At 70.7% G+C, this 15,448-nt stretch carries 15 protein-coding genes and 1 pseudogene; 7 read left to right on the top strand and 9 right to left on the bottom strand.

Going from position 1 to position 15,448, the window contains the following annotated elements; all coding sequences use genetic code 11:
- From VF289_RS08380 to VF289_RS08370, 3 genes and pseudogenes are all read right to left on the bottom strand, one after another.
- A pseudogene (locus tag VF289_RS08380) lies at window positions 1-889 on the bottom strand (hypothetical protein); the annotation flags it as partial.
- A 130-nt stretch (window positions 890-1,019) separates the two neighbouring features.
- Window positions 1,020-1,982 (bottom strand): carbohydrate ABC transporter permease, encoded by a 963-nt coding sequence (locus VF289_RS08375; protein ID WP_330883002.1) that lies wholly within the window; start codon window positions 1,980-1,982, stop codon window positions 1,020-1,022.
- A complete protein-coding gene (locus tag VF289_RS08370) occupies window positions 1,979-2,983 on the bottom strand; it encodes an ABC transporter permease (protein WP_330883000.1) in 1,005 nt (334 codons plus the stop codon). The genes VF289_RS08375 and VF289_RS08370 overlap by 4 nt, the downstream gene beginning before the upstream one ends.
- Before the next feature lie 282 nt (window positions 2,984-3,265).
- Between VF289_RS08370 and VF289_RS08365 the strand changes: the two genes are divergently transcribed.
- Window positions 3,266-4,285, top strand: coding sequence for a LacI family DNA-binding transcriptional regulator (locus VF289_RS08365; RefSeq protein WP_330882998.1), 1,020 nt, complete (start codon window positions 3,266-3,268; stop codon window positions 4,283-4,285).
- 66 nt (window positions 4,286-4,351) lie between these two features.
- Here VF289_RS08365 and VF289_RS08360 read toward each other — a convergent pair whose 3' ends face one another.
- Window positions 4,352-5,389 carry a CAAX protease gene (locus VF289_RS08360; RefSeq protein ID WP_330882996.1) on the bottom strand — a complete coding sequence of 346 codons (1,038 nt, stop codon included), beginning with the start codon at window positions 5,387-5,389 and terminating at the stop codon, window positions 4,352-4,354.
- A gap of 242 nt (window positions 5,390-5,631) precedes the next feature.
- On the opposite strand from VF289_RS08360, the gene VF289_RS08355 reads away from it, so the two are divergent.
- Window positions 5,632-6,042, top strand: coding sequence for a VOC family protein (locus VF289_RS08355; protein ID WP_330882994.1), 411 nt, complete (start codon window positions 5,632-5,634; stop codon window positions 6,040-6,042).
- A 74-nt stretch (window positions 6,043-6,116) separates the two neighbouring features.
- Window positions 6,117-6,893: an NADPH-dependent F420 reductase gene (locus VF289_RS08350; RefSeq protein ID WP_330882993.1), complete on the top strand. Its 777-nt coding sequence runs from the start codon at window positions 6,117-6,119 to the stop codon at window positions 6,891-6,893.
- On the opposite strand, the gene VF289_RS08345 is transcribed toward VF289_RS08350, so the two are convergent.
- Entirely contained in the window at window positions 6,806-7,789 is a 984-nt protein-coding gene (locus tag VF289_RS08345; RefSeq protein ID WP_330882991.1) for a CPBP family intramembrane glutamic endopeptidase, read from the bottom strand. The genes VF289_RS08350 and VF289_RS08345 overlap by 88 nt on opposite strands.
- A 141-nt stretch (window positions 7,790-7,930) precedes the next feature.
- Between VF289_RS08345 and VF289_RS08340 the strand changes: the two genes are divergently transcribed.
- Together VF289_RS08340 and VF289_RS08335 are read left to right on the top strand one after the other, a co-directional pair.
- Window positions 7,931-9,211 (top strand): sensor histidine kinase, encoded by a 1,281-nt coding sequence (locus VF289_RS08340; protein WP_330882989.1) that lies wholly within the window; start codon window positions 7,931-7,933, stop codon window positions 9,209-9,211.
- Window positions 9,196-9,939 (top strand): response regulator transcription factor, encoded by a 744-nt coding sequence (locus VF289_RS08335; protein WP_330882987.1) that lies wholly within the window; start codon window positions 9,196-9,198, stop codon window positions 9,937-9,939. Before VF289_RS08340 ends, VF289_RS08335 begins: the two co-directional genes overlap by 16 nt.
- Window positions 9,940-10,039: 100 nt before the next feature.
- On the opposite strand, the gene VF289_RS08330 is transcribed toward VF289_RS08335, so the two are convergent.
- Together VF289_RS08330 and VF289_RS08325 are read right to left on the bottom strand one after the other, a co-directional pair.
- On the bottom strand, window positions 10,040-10,276 hold the full coding sequence (locus tag VF289_RS08330) for a hypothetical protein (RefSeq protein ID WP_330882985.1): 237 nt from the start codon (window positions 10,274-10,276) through the stop codon (window positions 10,040-10,042).
- A 149-nt stretch (window positions 10,277-10,425) separates the two neighbouring features.
- A complete protein-coding gene (locus VF289_RS08325; protein ID WP_330882983.1) occupies window positions 10,426-11,334 on the bottom strand; it encodes a sigma-70 family RNA polymerase sigma factor in 909 nt (302 codons plus the stop codon).
- Window positions 11,335-11,640: 306 nt separating this feature from the next.
- On the opposite strand from VF289_RS08325, the gene VF289_RS08320 reads away from it, so the two are divergent.
- Window positions 11,641-12,180, top strand: coding sequence for a hypothetical protein (locus VF289_RS08320; protein ID WP_330882981.1), 540 nt, complete (start codon window positions 11,641-11,643; stop codon window positions 12,178-12,180).
- 31 nt (window positions 12,181-12,211) lie between these two features.
- Here VF289_RS08320 and VF289_RS08315 read toward each other — a convergent pair whose 3' ends face one another.
- Window positions 12,212-12,388, bottom strand: a complete 177-nt coding sequence (locus tag VF289_RS08315) for a hypothetical protein (RefSeq protein ID WP_330882980.1) — start codon at window positions 12,386-12,388, stop codon at window positions 12,212-12,214.
- A gap of 372 nt (window positions 12,389-12,760) precedes the next feature.
- On the opposite strand from VF289_RS08315, the gene VF289_RS08310 reads away from it, so the two are divergent.
- Window positions 12,761-14,329, top strand: coding sequence for a methyltransferase domain-containing protein (locus VF289_RS08310; RefSeq protein WP_330882978.1), 1,569 nt, complete (start codon window positions 12,761-12,763; stop codon window positions 14,327-14,329).
- A 56-nt stretch (window positions 14,330-14,385) separates the two neighbouring features.
- Here VF289_RS08310 and VF289_RS08305 read toward each other — a convergent pair whose 3' ends face one another.
- A complete protein-coding gene (locus VF289_RS08305) occupies window positions 14,386-15,366 on the bottom strand; it encodes an aldo/keto reductase (protein WP_330882976.1) in 981 nt (326 codons plus the stop codon).
- Between the last annotated feature and the right edge of the window lie 82 nt (window positions 15,367-15,448).

Genomic DNA, 15,448 nt, shown 5'->3' with positions numbered 1-15,448 from the left:
CCTGGCTCTCGTGCTCGTTGGCGCTGGTGAGGCCGTTGGCGTCACCGGCCCAGCCGTTGGGGATCTCGAACATCTGACGGATGAACCCGGTGGGCGCCTGCGGCAGCGCCCACCGGTTCCCGCCGGTCAGCTCCCGGCAGGAGTCGATGAAGCTCTCCAGCGAGCTCACGTCAATCGTCAGCCCCTCGTCCTCCATCAGGTCCTGACGCACGAACAGCACCGAGGTCTGCACCACTCCGCGCGGCACGGGGACGCTGTAGATGCGGCCCCCGTAGATGCAGGCGTCCCAGGCCTTCGGGGGCACGTTGGCCAGGAACGGGTAATCCGCCGCCGCGCTGCCCGCGAGCAGGTCGGTGAGATCCGCGGCCCGCTCGGCCAGCATCGAGGGCAGGCTCGGCACATCCCCCGGGAAGAACGAGAAGATGTCCGGCAGCCGGTCCCCCGCGATCGTCGTGTTGAACCGATCGGCGAAGTCCCCCGTCGGCACCACGGAGATCTTCGTCGGGGATCCCAGACGCTCGTCCAGGCCCTGCCAGAACGCATTCGAGTCCCGCCCCGGAGGTGCCGGGGTGTTGGTGGGGACGAAGAAGCCGATCTCCTTCCCGTCCCCCGGGGCTCCGTCCGTGACGGCCTTCGGGTTCCCCGGGTAGTTCAGCATCGCGCCGCTGATGCCGGCCTCATCGTCGGCCGGGAGGTCGAGGGTGACGCCCTCGAAGGGGATGTACTCGGGCCGGGTGACATCGGAGTTGTCGCCCAGCTCGGCCCCTCCGCGGCCTTCGTTGCTGCAGGCCGCCAGGCCCAGCGGGCCGAGGGCTGCGACGGCGCCGAGACCGAGCCCGCCGCGGACGATCCCGCGCCGGGTGATGCTGGTGGTGCTCCGAGTGGTCATGGTGACTGCTCTCTTTCTCTCTTCATCGAGGGGTGGGGCAGGGTGGGAAGGGTGGGTCGGAGTGGGACTGCATGGGTGGCCGGCATGGAGGACGGCATGCGCTGCCGGCCTGGGTGGTCGCGGGGCGCCGTCAGCCCTTGACGGCGCCGGTGAGCATTCCCTTGGCGAAGTGCCGCTGCAGGAACGGGTAGATGATCAGCACCGGCACGATGGAGACGACGAGGATCGCCATCTGCAGCGAGGTCTGGGGCGGCAGGGACGAGGTGTCGATCCCGAGGTCCTGGCCGCCGAGCTGGGTGCCCTGCACCACGTAGGTGCGCAGGACCATCTGGAGCGGCCACTTGCTGGCGTCGCTCAGGTAGAGGAGGGCGTTGAAGAACGCGTTCCAGTAGCCCACCCCGTAGAACAGTCCGATCACGGCGAAGACCGGCTTCGACAGCGGCAGTGCGATGCGCAGGAAGAGCTGGAGCTCTCCGGCACCGTCGACCTTCGCGGAGTCGAGGATCTCCTGGGGGAGCTGGACGAAGAAGGCACGGACCACGACGACGTTGAACGCCGAGACGCTGGTCGGGATGATCAGTGCCCACAGCGTGTCGAGCAGGCCGAGCTGCTCCACCACCAGGTAGCTGGGGATGATGCCGGGACCGAACAGCAGGCTGATCAGCACCAGCAGGAGCAGGGGCCGGTTGGCGAAGCTGCCGCGGCGGCTGAGCGCCCATCCCAGCGTCGCCGTGAGCGCGAGGCTGAGCGAGGTCCCGACCACCGTGACGAAGGCAGTCACCCCCAGAGCCCGGGTCACCACGCCGCCGGCGAAGATCATCTGGTATGACGTGAAGTCGATGCTGGTGGGGAACAGGACGAACCCGCCGGCCTTGATCACCTGTTCGGGCGAGGCGACGCTCGTGGAGAAGACGCCGATGAACGGCAGCACCACCAGGGCGCAGGCGATCGTGAGGATGATCCCCTTGATCACCGACTCGGTCGGGCCCGGCGTCGCCACGCCGTCGATCACTCGGGGCCGCCCCCGTCGCGGGGTCCGGCGGGATCCTGTCTCGGGGCCGGTGCGGGAGGTGGAGTTCCTTGTCGCGGTCATGCCTTGTACACCCCTTCTTCGCCGAACATGTGCGCGACCTTGTTGGCCATCAGCACCAGGACCAGCCCGACCAGGCCCTTCACCAGCCCCACAGCCGCGGAGACACCCCAGTAGCCGCCGACGACGCCGTTGTTGTAGACGTAGGTGTCCAGCACCTGCGACACCCCGATCCCCACGGCGTCCTGCTGCAGGACCAGCTGTTCGAACCCGACGGAGAGGGAGTCTCCGAGCTTCAGGATGAACAGCATGATGATGATCGGTCGCATGCCGGGCAGCGTCACGTGCCACATCTGGCGCAAGCGGGTTGCCCCGTCCACGGCCGCAGCCTCGTAGAGCGACTTGTCGATCCCGGCGAGGACAGCGAGGAAGAGGATCGTCGCCCAGCCGGTGTCCTTCCAGATCACCTGGGAGGTGATCAGGGCGTAGAAGACGTCGGCGTTCCCGATGATGTCGATCGGCTCCCACCCGTTGGCGCGCAGGAAGTTGTTGAGCAGTCCTGCCCCGCCGAGCACCTGCTGGAAGAGCGCCACCACGATCACCCAGGACAGGAAGTGCGGCAGGTACAGGACCGACTGGACGAGCTGGCGGACCCGGTTCGACACCAGACTGTGCAGGATCAGCGCCAGGATGATCGGGGCGGGGAAGACGAAGACCGTCTGCAGCGCCGTGATGATCAGCGTGTTCCGCAGCGCACCGAGGAACTCGGGATCGCCGTTGACGAGGATCTGGAAGTTCTCGAATCCGACCCACAGGCTCTTGGAGATGCCCAGGTACGGCTGGAAGTCCTGGAAGGCGATCACGTTGCCGCCCAGTGCGAGGTACTGGAAGACGACGATCACGGAGATGCCGGGCAGCGCGAACAGGAGCACGGTGCGATCGCGCCACATCCTCTTCCACCACGGGGCGCGGGTCTTCGCAGGCCCGGGCTTCCGAGGTGTCGGAGCGCCGGTGGGCTCCTCGTCCTCTCGGCGGGTGGTGCTGTCCTCAACGGCTGTCGTCATCACGCCCCCTCGGGGAGTCATCCACCGGAGCTCGGTGGGAAGCGTTCTCCCAGCGTGCGCAGTCTTGCCTGATGTGTTGCCTCGCCACGATCTGCTCCATCGCAATAGTGATCGATCACTTAGGATTCTCACGTTAGAGGGTGATCGATCACTATGCAAGAGGTCACTGCCTGGCGGAGGCCGCGGATCCCATGCGCGTGTGTCAGGATCACGAACGAGCCCGCCTCCGGCAGGGCGGTCGGACGGCAGCGTCCCGACGGGGACCAGCACAGGAGTGGACAGATGGCGGAAGGAGTCGCGGGCTCGGGCCGCCGGGCGACGATCTGGCAGGTGGCGGAGGCCGCCGGGGTCTCGCACCAGACGGTCTCGAGGTACCTCCGGGCGGATCCCGGGATGAAGCCCCAGACGCGGGAGAAGGTGCGCGCTGCGATCGACGAGCTCGGATACAGACCGAACCTCTCGGCCCGCTCCATGCGCACGCGTCGGAGCAATCGCATCGGCGTGCTGCTGCCCTCCGACAGCATGTTCCGCGCCTCTGCCCTGAGCGGCGCGATCGACATCGCGACCGCCGAGGGATACGCCATCGAGGTGTTCGCGGTCGAGGGCGACGCGCGCGCGGCCTTCGACCGTGTCCTGCAGATCGCGGACTCGGGGCAGGTCGACGGGATCCTCGCGCTCGCCCCGCTGCCGCCGGACACCGAGCACAGCTATCCGGGACGGGCGGCGATCGTCGCCTCCGCCGACTACGACGAGCGCACGCGGAGCATGGGTGCGATGGCGGACGGGACTCCGATCGGCGAGATCGTCGAGGGGTTGCACGCTGCGGGCCATCGGCGATTCCTGCACGTCACCGGCGATCTGGAGTTCGCCTCGGCCCGCAATCGACGCACCGCGTACGTCGAGGCGACGCAGCGCCTGGACGTCGAATCAGCGCTGGTGCACGTCGCGCTCTGGTCCGAGGCCGCGGGCCACGAGGCGGTCCGCATGATCGCCGAGATGCCTCGCGGCGAGCGCCCGACGGCGGTCGTCGCGGCGAGCGATCTCATCGCCGTGGGAGTCATCAACGGCGCCCGGGAGCTGGGGTGGAGCGTCCCCGAGGACCTCAGCGTGAGCGGCTGGGACGCTCACTACCTCGGCGCGTTCCTGCAGCCCTCGCTGACCACGGTGAAGGACGACCGGCGTCAGCTCGGACGGAATGCGATGAGTCGTCTGCTGGCCGTGCTGCGGGACGAGCCGCTGCCCGAGGAAGAGGTGCTCTCCACCGTGCTCTGGCGTGGCTCCACCGGTCCGGCCCCCGACTGAGGCGACGATGCCCGCCCGGCACCTCCCACCTCATCCCACGTGGGAAGCATCAGAGCCGGACCAGGCTCAGTACGGCACGACGTCCGGAACGGGCTCGTCGGCGGGGCGGACGACCGGTTCCCGCAGGCGCACGCCCTCACGGGCGCTGATCCGCGCCATCAGCATCGCGGTGACCAGCAGCAGCGCGATGGCCGCGGCGATCCCCCCGGCCAGGGCTGCGCTCCCGGACCCACTTGCCGTGGCGGCGAGCGCGGCCGCGGACGTGCCCGGGGCTGCGGCGGCGGCGTTCAGCGCAGCCGCTCCCGCCCCGATCCCGCTGCCCGCACCGAAGGCGGAGACCAGGTGGGAGGCGACGGTGATCGTCGCCGTGAGCATGATCGACAGCTCGAGGCCGCCGCTCTTCCAGGCGAGGATCCCGGCGGCCAGTCCCAGGGCGAGCGCCGGCAGCACCACCGCGGCGGTCAGCTCGCGCCCGATGAGCATCACGGCGCTCGCGGCGAGCAGCGGCAGCAGGGGGCTGCGCAGCCAGGAGCCGAGCGCCTGCATCACCGTTCCGCGCAGGGCCAGCTCCAGCCCGACCGCCTGCAGCGGGGCCAGGACCAGCACGACCACCGTCACCGCCAGCAGCTGCAGCCCGGAGGCGGTGGTGTCCTGCCCGGAACCGTCAGCCCCGACGATCGCACCGGCGGCTGCCGCGAGGATCACCACGAGCACCCCCATCGCACCGACCCACGGTCCATACGCGCGCAGCAGCTCGCGCCGTGGCCGGGCGGCGACCGACCAGGCGGTGCCGAGGGGGCGCCACCCGCCGAAGCGCACACCGATGATCCCGGCGGGCAGCCACATCACGCCCATGGCGAGGGCCAGGGTGACGTCGAGCGCGCTGGTGGGATCACCGCTGGTCACCTCGAGGGCGACGTTCACACCCGGAACCAGCGCGAGCACCAGGATCGTCAGCACCAGCACCACGGAGATCAGCACGACGTAGGCGACGAACGCGGCGGCCAGGGTGAGCAGCGGGCGGAGCCGACCGGCCCAGGCGGGGCGCAGGGTCGCCATCCGGTGGAAGGGAACGGCGACGCGGAGGGAGGAATCTGCAGACATATCGGCCCCACTGTATTGCGCCTGCCTGCACGACCGACGTGAACCTGAATGCGCGGGTCGGGTGGTCGAGGGTCCGGTCCCGTCGGCACCGTTCCCGTCGGCTCTGTTCCCGCCGGCTCTGTTCCTGCCGGCCCCGTTCCTGCCGCCGCCGTTCCCGTCGGGCCCGTTCCCTCTGTCGGGCCCCGGTGCCAGGATGTGTCACAGGCGGGCCTCGCACGAGGCCCCTCCACCTTGGAGGTCCCATGTTCAGCTCCACGCCCTACATCTCCTTCCCCGGCAACGCCCGCGAGGCCCTCGAGTACTACGCCGACGTCTTCGGCGGCACCCTCGACGTCATGACCTACGAGGGCATGGAGGGCCTGCCCTTCGATCCGCCGCCGGGAGTGGTCGCGCACGCTCAGCTGCACGGTGGCCTGGTCACGCTCTCCGGCGCCGACGACATCGACGAGAACCCGCAGCCGCTGGCCGGTTCCGCGTACTCGATGCTGGTGATGCCTGCCTCCGTCGAGGACGGGAAGGTGCTCGTCGAGAGGATCGTCGCCGACGGCGGCAGCCTCGAGATGCCCTTCGAGCAGGCTCCCTGGGGCGACCACTTCGGCCAGGTCGCGGACCGTTTCGGTGTGCTGTGGCAGGTGAACGTCTCCGCGTCCTGAGCTCCGGGCCGGCGGCGAGCGCGGGACCGGTCACGTTCCGGAATCGCGCCCCCGCCGGCGACGTTGCCTCGGACATGAGCACATCACACCCTCATTCCCCGGGGACTCGCACCCTCGGGATCCTCGGCGCCGGCAAGGTCGGCACGGTCCTGGCCCGCCTCGCGATCGCCGCCGGTCACGACGTGCTGATCTCCGGCTCCGGGGATCCTTCACGGATCGAGCTGATCACGCAGATCCTCGCTCCGGGAGCGCAGCCTGCCACCAGCGCCGAGGTCGCCGAACGGGCCGATCTGGTGGTCCTCGCGCTGCCCCTGGGCAAGCATGCCTCCCTCCCGACCGACGCCCTCGCAGGGAAGCTCGTGATCGATGCGATGAACTACTGGTGGGAGACCGACGGGATCCTCGAGCAGTTCTCCCATCCCGGAGCCTCCACCAGCGAGTTCGTGCAGGAACAGCTGCCGGGGTCGACCGTGGTGAAGGCGTTCAACCACATGGGTTACCACGACCTCGAGGACCTCGCCCGACCCCGCACCGACCCGTCGGCCGCTGCTGCCAACCCGCGCACCACCCCTGCGCGCGCGGCGATCGCGATCGCCGGCCCGTCCCCGCACGCGGAGATCGTGGCCGAGCTGGTGGACGAGCTGGGTTTCGATCCGCTGCTCATCGGAGGCCTCTCCGAGGGCGTGCGCCTGCAGCCCTACGCCGAGGCATTCGGCAGCAGCGCGGAGGCCACCGCCCTGCAGGAGATCGTGGACCGCTTCCCTCAGACGGAGCGGGGCCGCGAGGTGATGGCGGCGCTCGGCGCGCACACCGCACCGGAGCTCGACGGTCTGGTCGACGAGAGGGTCTGACCGGGGCCCCGCTGCGGCTCCCACACGCCCAGGCCCGCGCGGCGCGAGTACCACCACCAGATCCCGGCCGAGAGCAGCAGCATCGGGGACATCGCGAGCACGAACCCCAGCATCGTGACCTCGCCCTGCTCGGTGAAGCCGGGGATCAGCGGAGCGATCGCGAACAGGGTCGTGTTGTTCGCGGCGTGCAGCAGGATCGGGATCTCCAGGCCTCCGGTCTTCCAGGCCAGCAGGCCCATCACGATCGCGAAGACGGCGATGTCGATCTGGCCCAGCCAGTTGTAGCCGTGGCCCAGCACGAACAGCGGCACCGGGACCAGGATCCCGATCAGCGGCCAGCGCAGCCAGGTCCCCAGCACCTGCATCGGCAGGGCTCGGAAGGCGAACTCCTCCCCCGCGCTCTGCAGCGGGGCGAGCACGAGCGCCAGCAGCCAGGCCACCACCACCCCGGCCTCGAGCGGCGGCGGCACGATCGCCTCCCGCTCCAGGACCAGGTTCAGCACCAGGTTGACCAGCACGTACACCGGGACCACCACGAGCGCGGCGCGTCCCAGCAGACCCCAGCGGAACCTGCCCGTCACGGACAGAGCGATGCCGGCCCGGCCGTAACCGGCGAGGGTCCCCACCAGCACCGCCGGGATCAGCAGCGCCAGCATGCCGAGTCCGAGGAACTGATCCGCGGGGTTCAGCGGGTCCGCGAGGGAGGAGCTGGTCGCGGCGGGCGGCCAGAGCTCTCCGAGAATGAGCAGCGGCACCATCACCTGGAGGTTCATCACCACGAACACGAAGGCGGCGACGACCAGGGTGACCAGGGGGCGCCACCACCAGCTGCGGTGCGGGAGGGCCCGCGCGAGTCGGTGGTACGGCTGCGGGTGATGCTCAGCGTGCTCTGACATGCCCCGATCCTCCCTGTCCCGTCTGCGCCGCGACATCCGTCCCTCGTCGAGACCCGTCCCGGCCGAGCAGCCGACCCTGCGCCTCGGAGCATCGGCCGAGCGGCTGATCCATCGGCCGCCGCCGCTCTCTACGCTGATCCCATGACCGTCCCCGCGCCCCGCATCCCGGCGATGCCCTCCGTGCGCAGTGCGCGCCAGTGGGCGATCGCTCTCGCGCAGAGCGTGCTGGCCACGGCGCTGGGACTGCTGCTGATCCTGATCAGCTTCGGTGCGCTGCTCGAAGAGTTCTCCGACCAGCCTCCCGACGGGCTGGTGGCGATGTACGCCCTGGACCTGCTGCTGGGCCTCGCCGCGACCCTCGTGATCGGGCCGCTGCGCTCCCTGCGACCGGGGCGGCTGCACAGCGCAGCGCACCTGCTGCTGGCCGCGGCCGCCGGTCTCAGCGTGTGGGCGGCGCCGGCGGCGGCGATCGCCCTGTATCGGATCGGGCTGCGGGGCCGCACCGTGCTCGACGTGGGCGCCGCCCTGCTGGTCACCGGCACGTCGATGACGGCCCTGAGCGTCGAGACCCGGTTCCGCGGCGAGGAGCCGGAGTCAGCGGTGCTCGCCGCGGTGGGCGTGATGGTGGTGCTCGCGCTGATCCCGCTGCTGATCGGGCATGTGGTCGGCACCCGCCACGAGCTGATGACCTCACTGCGGGAGCGGGCCGCTTCTGCGGAACGGGAGCGCGAGACCGCCCAGCGCGAGCAGGCCGCCGCCGAGCGCGAGGCGGCGGCGCTGATACGGGAGCGGGAGGCCGACGACGCCCGAGTGCGCGCCGAGGAGCGCACCGCTCTGGCCCGCGACATGCACGACAGCATCTCCCACCACCTGGCCGCGATCTCCCTGCATGCCGGGGCGATGTCCTACCGCGAGGACCTCTCACCGGAGGCGATGAGACGCACCGCGAGCACGGTGCGGGACGCCGCGCAGCAGGCCAACCGCGAGCTGCGCACGGTGCTGACCGGACTGCGCACCTTCGGCGATGATGCACCGCTGGCGACCGCCCCCACCCTGACCGGCATCGTCGAGCACTGCCGGGAGGAGGGGCAGGAGATCGAGCTGGTGTGGGACGGCATGAGCGAGCAGGACCTCACCGCGCATGATCGCAGCGCAGTGGTGGCCCTGGCCCGGATCCTCTCCGAGGTGACGCTGAACGCGGCCAAGCACGCTCCGGGCGCGCCGCTGCGCATCACGCTCTCCGGGCGGGAGGACCAGGTGCACCTGCGAGCGCGGAACCCGTTCCCGGCAACCCCGGCCTCGCCTCCTTCGACCGGTCACGGGCTGCTCGGGGTGCAGGAGCGGGCCCGGCTGCTGGGCGGGGACGCCCGCCACGGTGCGGTCGACGGAGGCTACGAGGTGGAAGCATGGATGCCATGGTGAACAGTGCGCAAGGCGCGGAGCCCGACGGACAGCAGAGGGTGCGTGTGCTGCTGGTGGACGACGAGGCGCTGATGCGCGCCGGTCTGCGGCTGATGATCGACGGTGCCCACGGCATCGAGGTGATCGGCGAGGCGGCCGACGGCGCCGCGGCGCTCGAGCAGGTCCGCGCTCTGGACCCTGACGTGGTGCTGATGGACATCCGCATGCCGCACATGACCGGCCTCGAGGCGCAGCGGGAGCTGCGCACCATGGGCGCCGGGGCCCGGGTGGTGATGCTGACCGCCTTCGACACCGACGGGTTCCTGCTCGAGGCGCTGCGCTCCGGAGCGGTGTCCTTCCTGCTCAAGGATTCCCCGCCCGAGGAGGTCGTGGAGGCGGTGCTCGACGCCGCCGCCGACCGTCCGCGGTTCTCCCGCGACGTGCTCTCCCGCCTGGTGCGCCTCGCCTCGCAGAGCACCCCCGACGAAGCGATCGGCACGGGGGCCGGTGGTGCGGCCGACGGCGACGGGGCCGGATCCCCGGCAGGGCCTCCGGCCCCGTCGGGCATCACCGAGCGCGAATGGGAGGTGGCCCAGCTGGTCGCACGCGGCCTCGCGAACCAGGAGATCGGCGGGACCCTGTTCATGTCCGTCGCGACCGTCAAGACCCACCTGGGCAGGCTCTACCACAAGCTGCAGGTCACCAATCGGGTGCATCTCGCGATCCGGGTGCTCGAGCTGGGCGGCTGATCCGGGCGGCCGAACTGGCTGGCCGGTGCGGCTGAGCTGGGCGGCCGAGCACGCTGGCTGAACTGGCTGGCCAGTCCGGCGGAGCCCCGCCCGTCGGTCCTCAGTCCTCCGGCAGCGCCGCGAAGGCGGCCTTCGAGTCGTTGTACCAGCCGAGGGACTGCTTGGGGTGGAGCCAGCGGAACTTCATCTCCTGGCGCGCCTCGCGGTGGGTCTCGTCACCGGCTTTGACGGCCTCCTTGAGGTGCTTGTCCTGGGCCTGGATGACCTCGTCCGCGGTCTCGCCGCGGTGTCCGAGGTCGCAGGGGCCGCCGAGCTGCTGGCAGGTCATGGTCTTCATCGGGGAGTCTTTCCGTGGTGGGGATGGTGGTACTGGGTCGACGCGCGCCGTGCCGGAAGTGTGACAGCCGGGCTCCGCACCGACGTCGGCCCAGTTCACCGCTCGGCAGAGGTCCGCCGCTCGGCGGATGCTCCGGGCTCCGCGGATGCTCAGGGTGCCGTGGATGCTCGGGGTGCCGTGCGCGGGACACCGCCGTCGCGGCGCACCACTCGGGCGATCACCTCGGGGTCTGCGCGGAAGTCGATCCGGGTGACCCGCCCGTCCACGACGGTGAGGTCGAACAGGACCCTCGCGATGCCGCGGTCGTACCAGGCGGAGCCGGCGCGCCCGTCGATCCCGACCGGCAGAGCGGCGTGCGCGGCACCGTTGAAGAAGCTCGCCACGTCCTCACGGCCGTCGATCGCACCGGGGGCGCCTGTGGCGATCGCCTGCGCGTCCGCGCGGACCACGGCGTCGGGCGCGAGCAGCTCGACGAGGCGGGTGAAATCACCCTCCCGGGCTGCGGTCATGAACGCATCGACCACCTCCCAGTCGGCGAGCGCGTCCTCCGCCCGGGGCTGAGAGACCTTCGCCCGGGCTCGGGAGGCGAGCTTCCTCGCGGCCTGCGGGGTGGTGTCCAGAGCGGCGGCGATAGTGCTGAACTCGAAGCCGAAGCTGTCATGCATCACGAAGGCGACGCGCTCGTTCGGGCTCAGCCGGTCCAGCACCCGCCGCAGGGCGACGCCGACGGTGTCGGCAAGGGCGACGTCCTCCGCAGGATCGGGGGCGGTCTCGGGCACGTCGACCTCCGCCTCGGGGACCGGGGTGCGACGGCGCAGCCGGTCCAGGCACAGCCGGGTGGTGACGGTGGTGAGCCAGGCGGGGAGGTTCTCGATCTCCTGATCGGTCCCTTCCAGCCGGAACCAGGCCTGCTGGACGATGTCCTGCGCCTCGGTGGGATCGCCCAGCATCTTCGAGGCGAGCGCGACCAGGCGCGGCCTCTCCTGCTCGAGCTGCTCGGCGCGCAGCGCGCGATGCGGTTCCTCGCCCGGCGCATCATGAAGTGCGTGCTCTGTCATGGGCTCGTCCTTGGTCATGGGATCGTCCTTCCCTGAGCGCCGACGGCCCGGACGGTCCTCGGCTCCTGCCTCGTCGACGTGCGCGCAGGCGCGGACGTGACCGGTGAACGTGACCCGGGGCAGGCACTCGGCCGCCCAGCTCAGCCCCTCGAGCCCACGCCTCCTCGGCTCGGGGAGGATCCCCATCCTCCGCGCAGCACACCGCCCCGAGCAACCCGGCATACTGACCGCACCCCGACCCCTCGCCCGCCACGACCCCAGGACGAGCCTGTCGAGGGCTCGTTCCGACGAGGAAGGCTGCCCACGATGTCCACAGGCCCGGATCTCACCCCACTGGTGCTCGTCGCCGGCCCGATCGCCGCGGGCAAGAGCGCGGTCTCCCGTGCGCTGGCGGCGGATCTCCGGTCAGAGGGCACGCGCCTGGCCCTGGTGGAGCTCGATCAGATCGCCGACATGGCACGGCCCACGCTTCCGGACTGGACGGATGCCCACCGCATCTTCGCCTCGGTCACCGCGCAGTGGCTCGAGGCGGGTCTGGACCTGGTGATCGCGGAGTCCGTGAGCACCCGTCGCGAGCTCGACCTTCTGCTCGACACCGTTCCCGCGGGAACGCCTCTGGTCACGGTGGTGCTCACCTGCGGTGCCGACATCGCGCTCGAGCGAGCCCTGTCCGATTCCACCCGCGGTCTCTCCCGTCAGGAGGATTTCCTCCGCCGGGTCCACGCCGACTGGGCTCGGGAGCTGCCGCACATCCCCGCTGATCTGGTCCTCGACACCGGCGAGGTGTCCCTCGCCGGAAGCGTGCGGCGGCTCCGCTCCGCGCTCGCAGACCGTGCGACCGGCTGAGGAGACCAGCGGGCGGACGCAGCGCCGACCGTCAGACCAGGGTCAGCACCGCCGCCAGCCCCACCACCAGGGTGGCCAGGAACAGGTGCACCACCCAGCGCGGAATCCCGCCGGGCTTCGCCGTCACGTTGGTGATGTAGATGCCGGAGACGGACGCGACACCGAGCACGGCGGCGAGGACGATCAGGACGACGCTGACGGTGCTCATCGTTCACCGCTGACGGTTCGTTCGCCCGGGCCGGTCGGTGCGGACAGCATGCTGACATCTCACTCTCGGTCGGTGCCCGCGACGGCGGCGGGCATCGGCTGGATGGGGGGCCGGGGAATCAGTCCGCCGCAGGGCGCCTCGGCCCTGCACCGATCGACGTCGGTGCAGAACAGGATACTTCGTGAGCACGGCCCGCGCCGACCACGTCGGTCTCGCAGCGGTGGCGCTCGGGCCCGCTCACGGTGCCTGGTCCTGACGCCGGGAACCGCGCATCGCACGGGTGGCCGGAGCCGGCCTCGCCCGGCGGCCGGAGCCTGCACACGGGAGGTTATCTTCTCGCCGGACCTCTGGATCCCTTGTACCGTCCCGTCCATGTCCGCGCCCCAGATCCTCGCCCCGTTCGCGCACGTCGGCCGATCCACCGGATACCGCGACGTCGAGGCGAAGCTGCGGGCGGCGGGATGGCTCCCGTGCGGGGCCGGCGACTGGGCGTTCGCGCTCGCTTCTCCCGACGGGGAGACCGTGGCGCGGATCAGCCCCTTCGACCCCGTCGGCCCGTACACCGCGCGGCTCTACCAGCAGGCGGCCGGCACCGGTCTCGTCCCCCGACTGCACGCACACCACCGACTGGCAGGAGGCGCGGACCTGCTGGTCATGGAGCGTCTCACCCCCGTCGAGGAGTCGGTGGCCCAGGAATTCCTGGAGCGGTTCGCCCAGGCCGCCTCCGCGCGCACTGCGCTGACCCCGCTGGCCGAGATCGTGCACCGCGTCCATGCCGACGCACGGCGTGAGCTGCCGTGGTGCGGTCCGCTGGACACCAACCCTTCGAACATCATGCAGGCGGCCGACGGGCACCTGGTGATGATCGATCCCTACTACGCCGATGGTCCCCGTCTGTACGCGCAGGCGGCGCAGGAGCCGGATCGCTTCGTCACCACGATCCCCGCGACAGAGCGCAGGCACCTCACCGAGATCCCGCTGTCCTGGTCCGGCCCCTGGCCGGAGGCGGAACGGGAGGCGCTGCGCGAGTCTCTGCGCCAGGCCGACGAACGACTCACGGCCGGACTGACGCACGCCGACCGGTTCGACGACGAAGGCCCCGACGCGAGCTCCAGCGGCGCGGGGCCCTCCCCCAGGAGCGGACCCGACATGGCCGGGTCCGAGGCGACACATGGCGCTGCCGACCGGCTGATCGCCGAGGCGGCGGTCGCCGACGTGGACGGCTGGGGATTCGACTGGCTCGACGGGCGCGCCACCGAGGAGCGCCCACCGTGGGGGTATGCGGGTCTGCTCGCCGGCGCCGTCGCGGGCGCCGAGCTCGCGATCGATCTCGACACCGGCGGCGGGGAGGTGCTCGGGCAGTGCCCCCGCCTCGCCGCACAGCAGCACGTCACCGAGTCCTGGGCACCGAACGCACAGAAGGCCAGGCAGCTGCTGGGACCCCGCGGGGTCCGCGTGCACCAGACCGCGCCCGGAGCACCGATCCCGATGCCCGATGGCGCTGCGGATCTGGTCACCTCCCGCCATCCAGTCGCCCCGCACTGGCAGGAGATCGCGCGAGTGCTCTCCCCGGGCGGTGAGTACCTCGCCCAGCACGTCGGCCCCGGCTCCGCGTTCGAGCTCATCGAGCACTTCGTCGGCCCCACCACCGAGGCTCAGCGCCGCGGCCGCCACCCGGGGGACGAGGCGGCCGCGGCGGAGTCCGCCGGTCTCGAGGTCACCGCACTGCACACCGCGCGGCTCCGCATGGAGTTCTTCGACGTCGGTGCGGTGGTGTGGATCCTGCGCAAGTGCGTGTGGTGGGTGCCGGACTTCGACGTGGACCGATACCGCGAACAGCTGCGGGAGATGGACCGGATGATCCGCCGCGAGGGCTCCTTCGTCGCCCATTCGACGAGGCACCTGGTCCGGGCACGGCGCAGCTCACCGCACCTCTCCTGAGCAGAGACGTTCCCGCGAGAACGTCTCTGCTCACCCGGGGATCACTGCGCCGGAGATCACTGCGCGCCGACGACCTCGTGCGGGGCATAGGGCGCCTCGAGCGACGCGATCTCCTCCGTGGTCAGCTCGAGCTCGAGGGCGCCGAGCGCACCGTCGATGTGGCTGTTCTTCGTCGCTCCGATGATCGGGGAGACCACCGGATCCTTCGCGAGCAGCCAGGCCAGCGCCACATGCACGCGCGGCACGCCACGCTGCTCTGCGATCCTCGCGACCTGTTCCACGATCACGCGGTCGGTGCTCTCGGTGGAGTCGTACTTCGCCTTCGCGGTCGTATCCGTGCGCGCACGGTCGGTGTCCGCGTCCCAGTCGCGGGTCAGCCGCCCGGCGGCGAGCGGGCTGTACGGAGTGGAGGCGACACCGAGCTCACGCAGCAGCGGCATCATCTCGCGCTCCTCCTCGCGGTACAGGAGGTTGTAGTGGTTCTGCATCGAGATGAACTTCGTCCAGCCGTTCACCTCGGCGACGTGCTGCGCCTGCAGGAACTGCCAGGCGAACATGGCGGAGGCGCCGATATAGCGGACCTTCCCGGAGCGCACCACATCGTCCAGCGCCCGCATCGTCTCCTCGATCGGGACGGTGTAGTCCCAGCGGTGGATGATGTACAGGTCGATGTAGTCGGTGCCGAGGCGCCGCAGGCTGTTCTCGACCTCGGAGAGGATCGCCTTGCGGGAGAGGCCCCCGCCGTTGGGACCCTCGTGCATGCGGCCATGCACCTTGGTGGCCAGCACGACCTCATCCCGCTTCGCGTAGTCGACCAGCGCCTTGCCGAGGATCTCCTCGCTGCGACCGATCGAGTAGACGTTCGCGGTGTCGAAGAAGTTGATGCCGGCGTCGAGGGCGTGCGTGATGACAGGGCGGGCCGCCTCCTCCTCGAGCACCCACGAGTGGATCCACCGCTCAGGGTCGCCGAACCCCATCGTGCCCATGCACAGTCGTGACACGTCCAGACCGGTGCTGCCCAGCTTCACGTACTCCATGCGGTCCTCCTCGTCCTCGGTATCCCGAGCGGTGCCCGCTCGGTCATCTCATACTGGCACCGCGCACCGCGAACAGGGAGGG

This window comes from Brachybacterium sp. (genome assembly GCF_036379615.1).
Classification (GTDB): Bacteria; Actinomycetota; Actinomycetes; order Actinomycetales; family Dermabacteraceae; genus Brachybacterium.
This window is presented reverse-complemented; position numbering and strand designations above follow the sequence as displayed.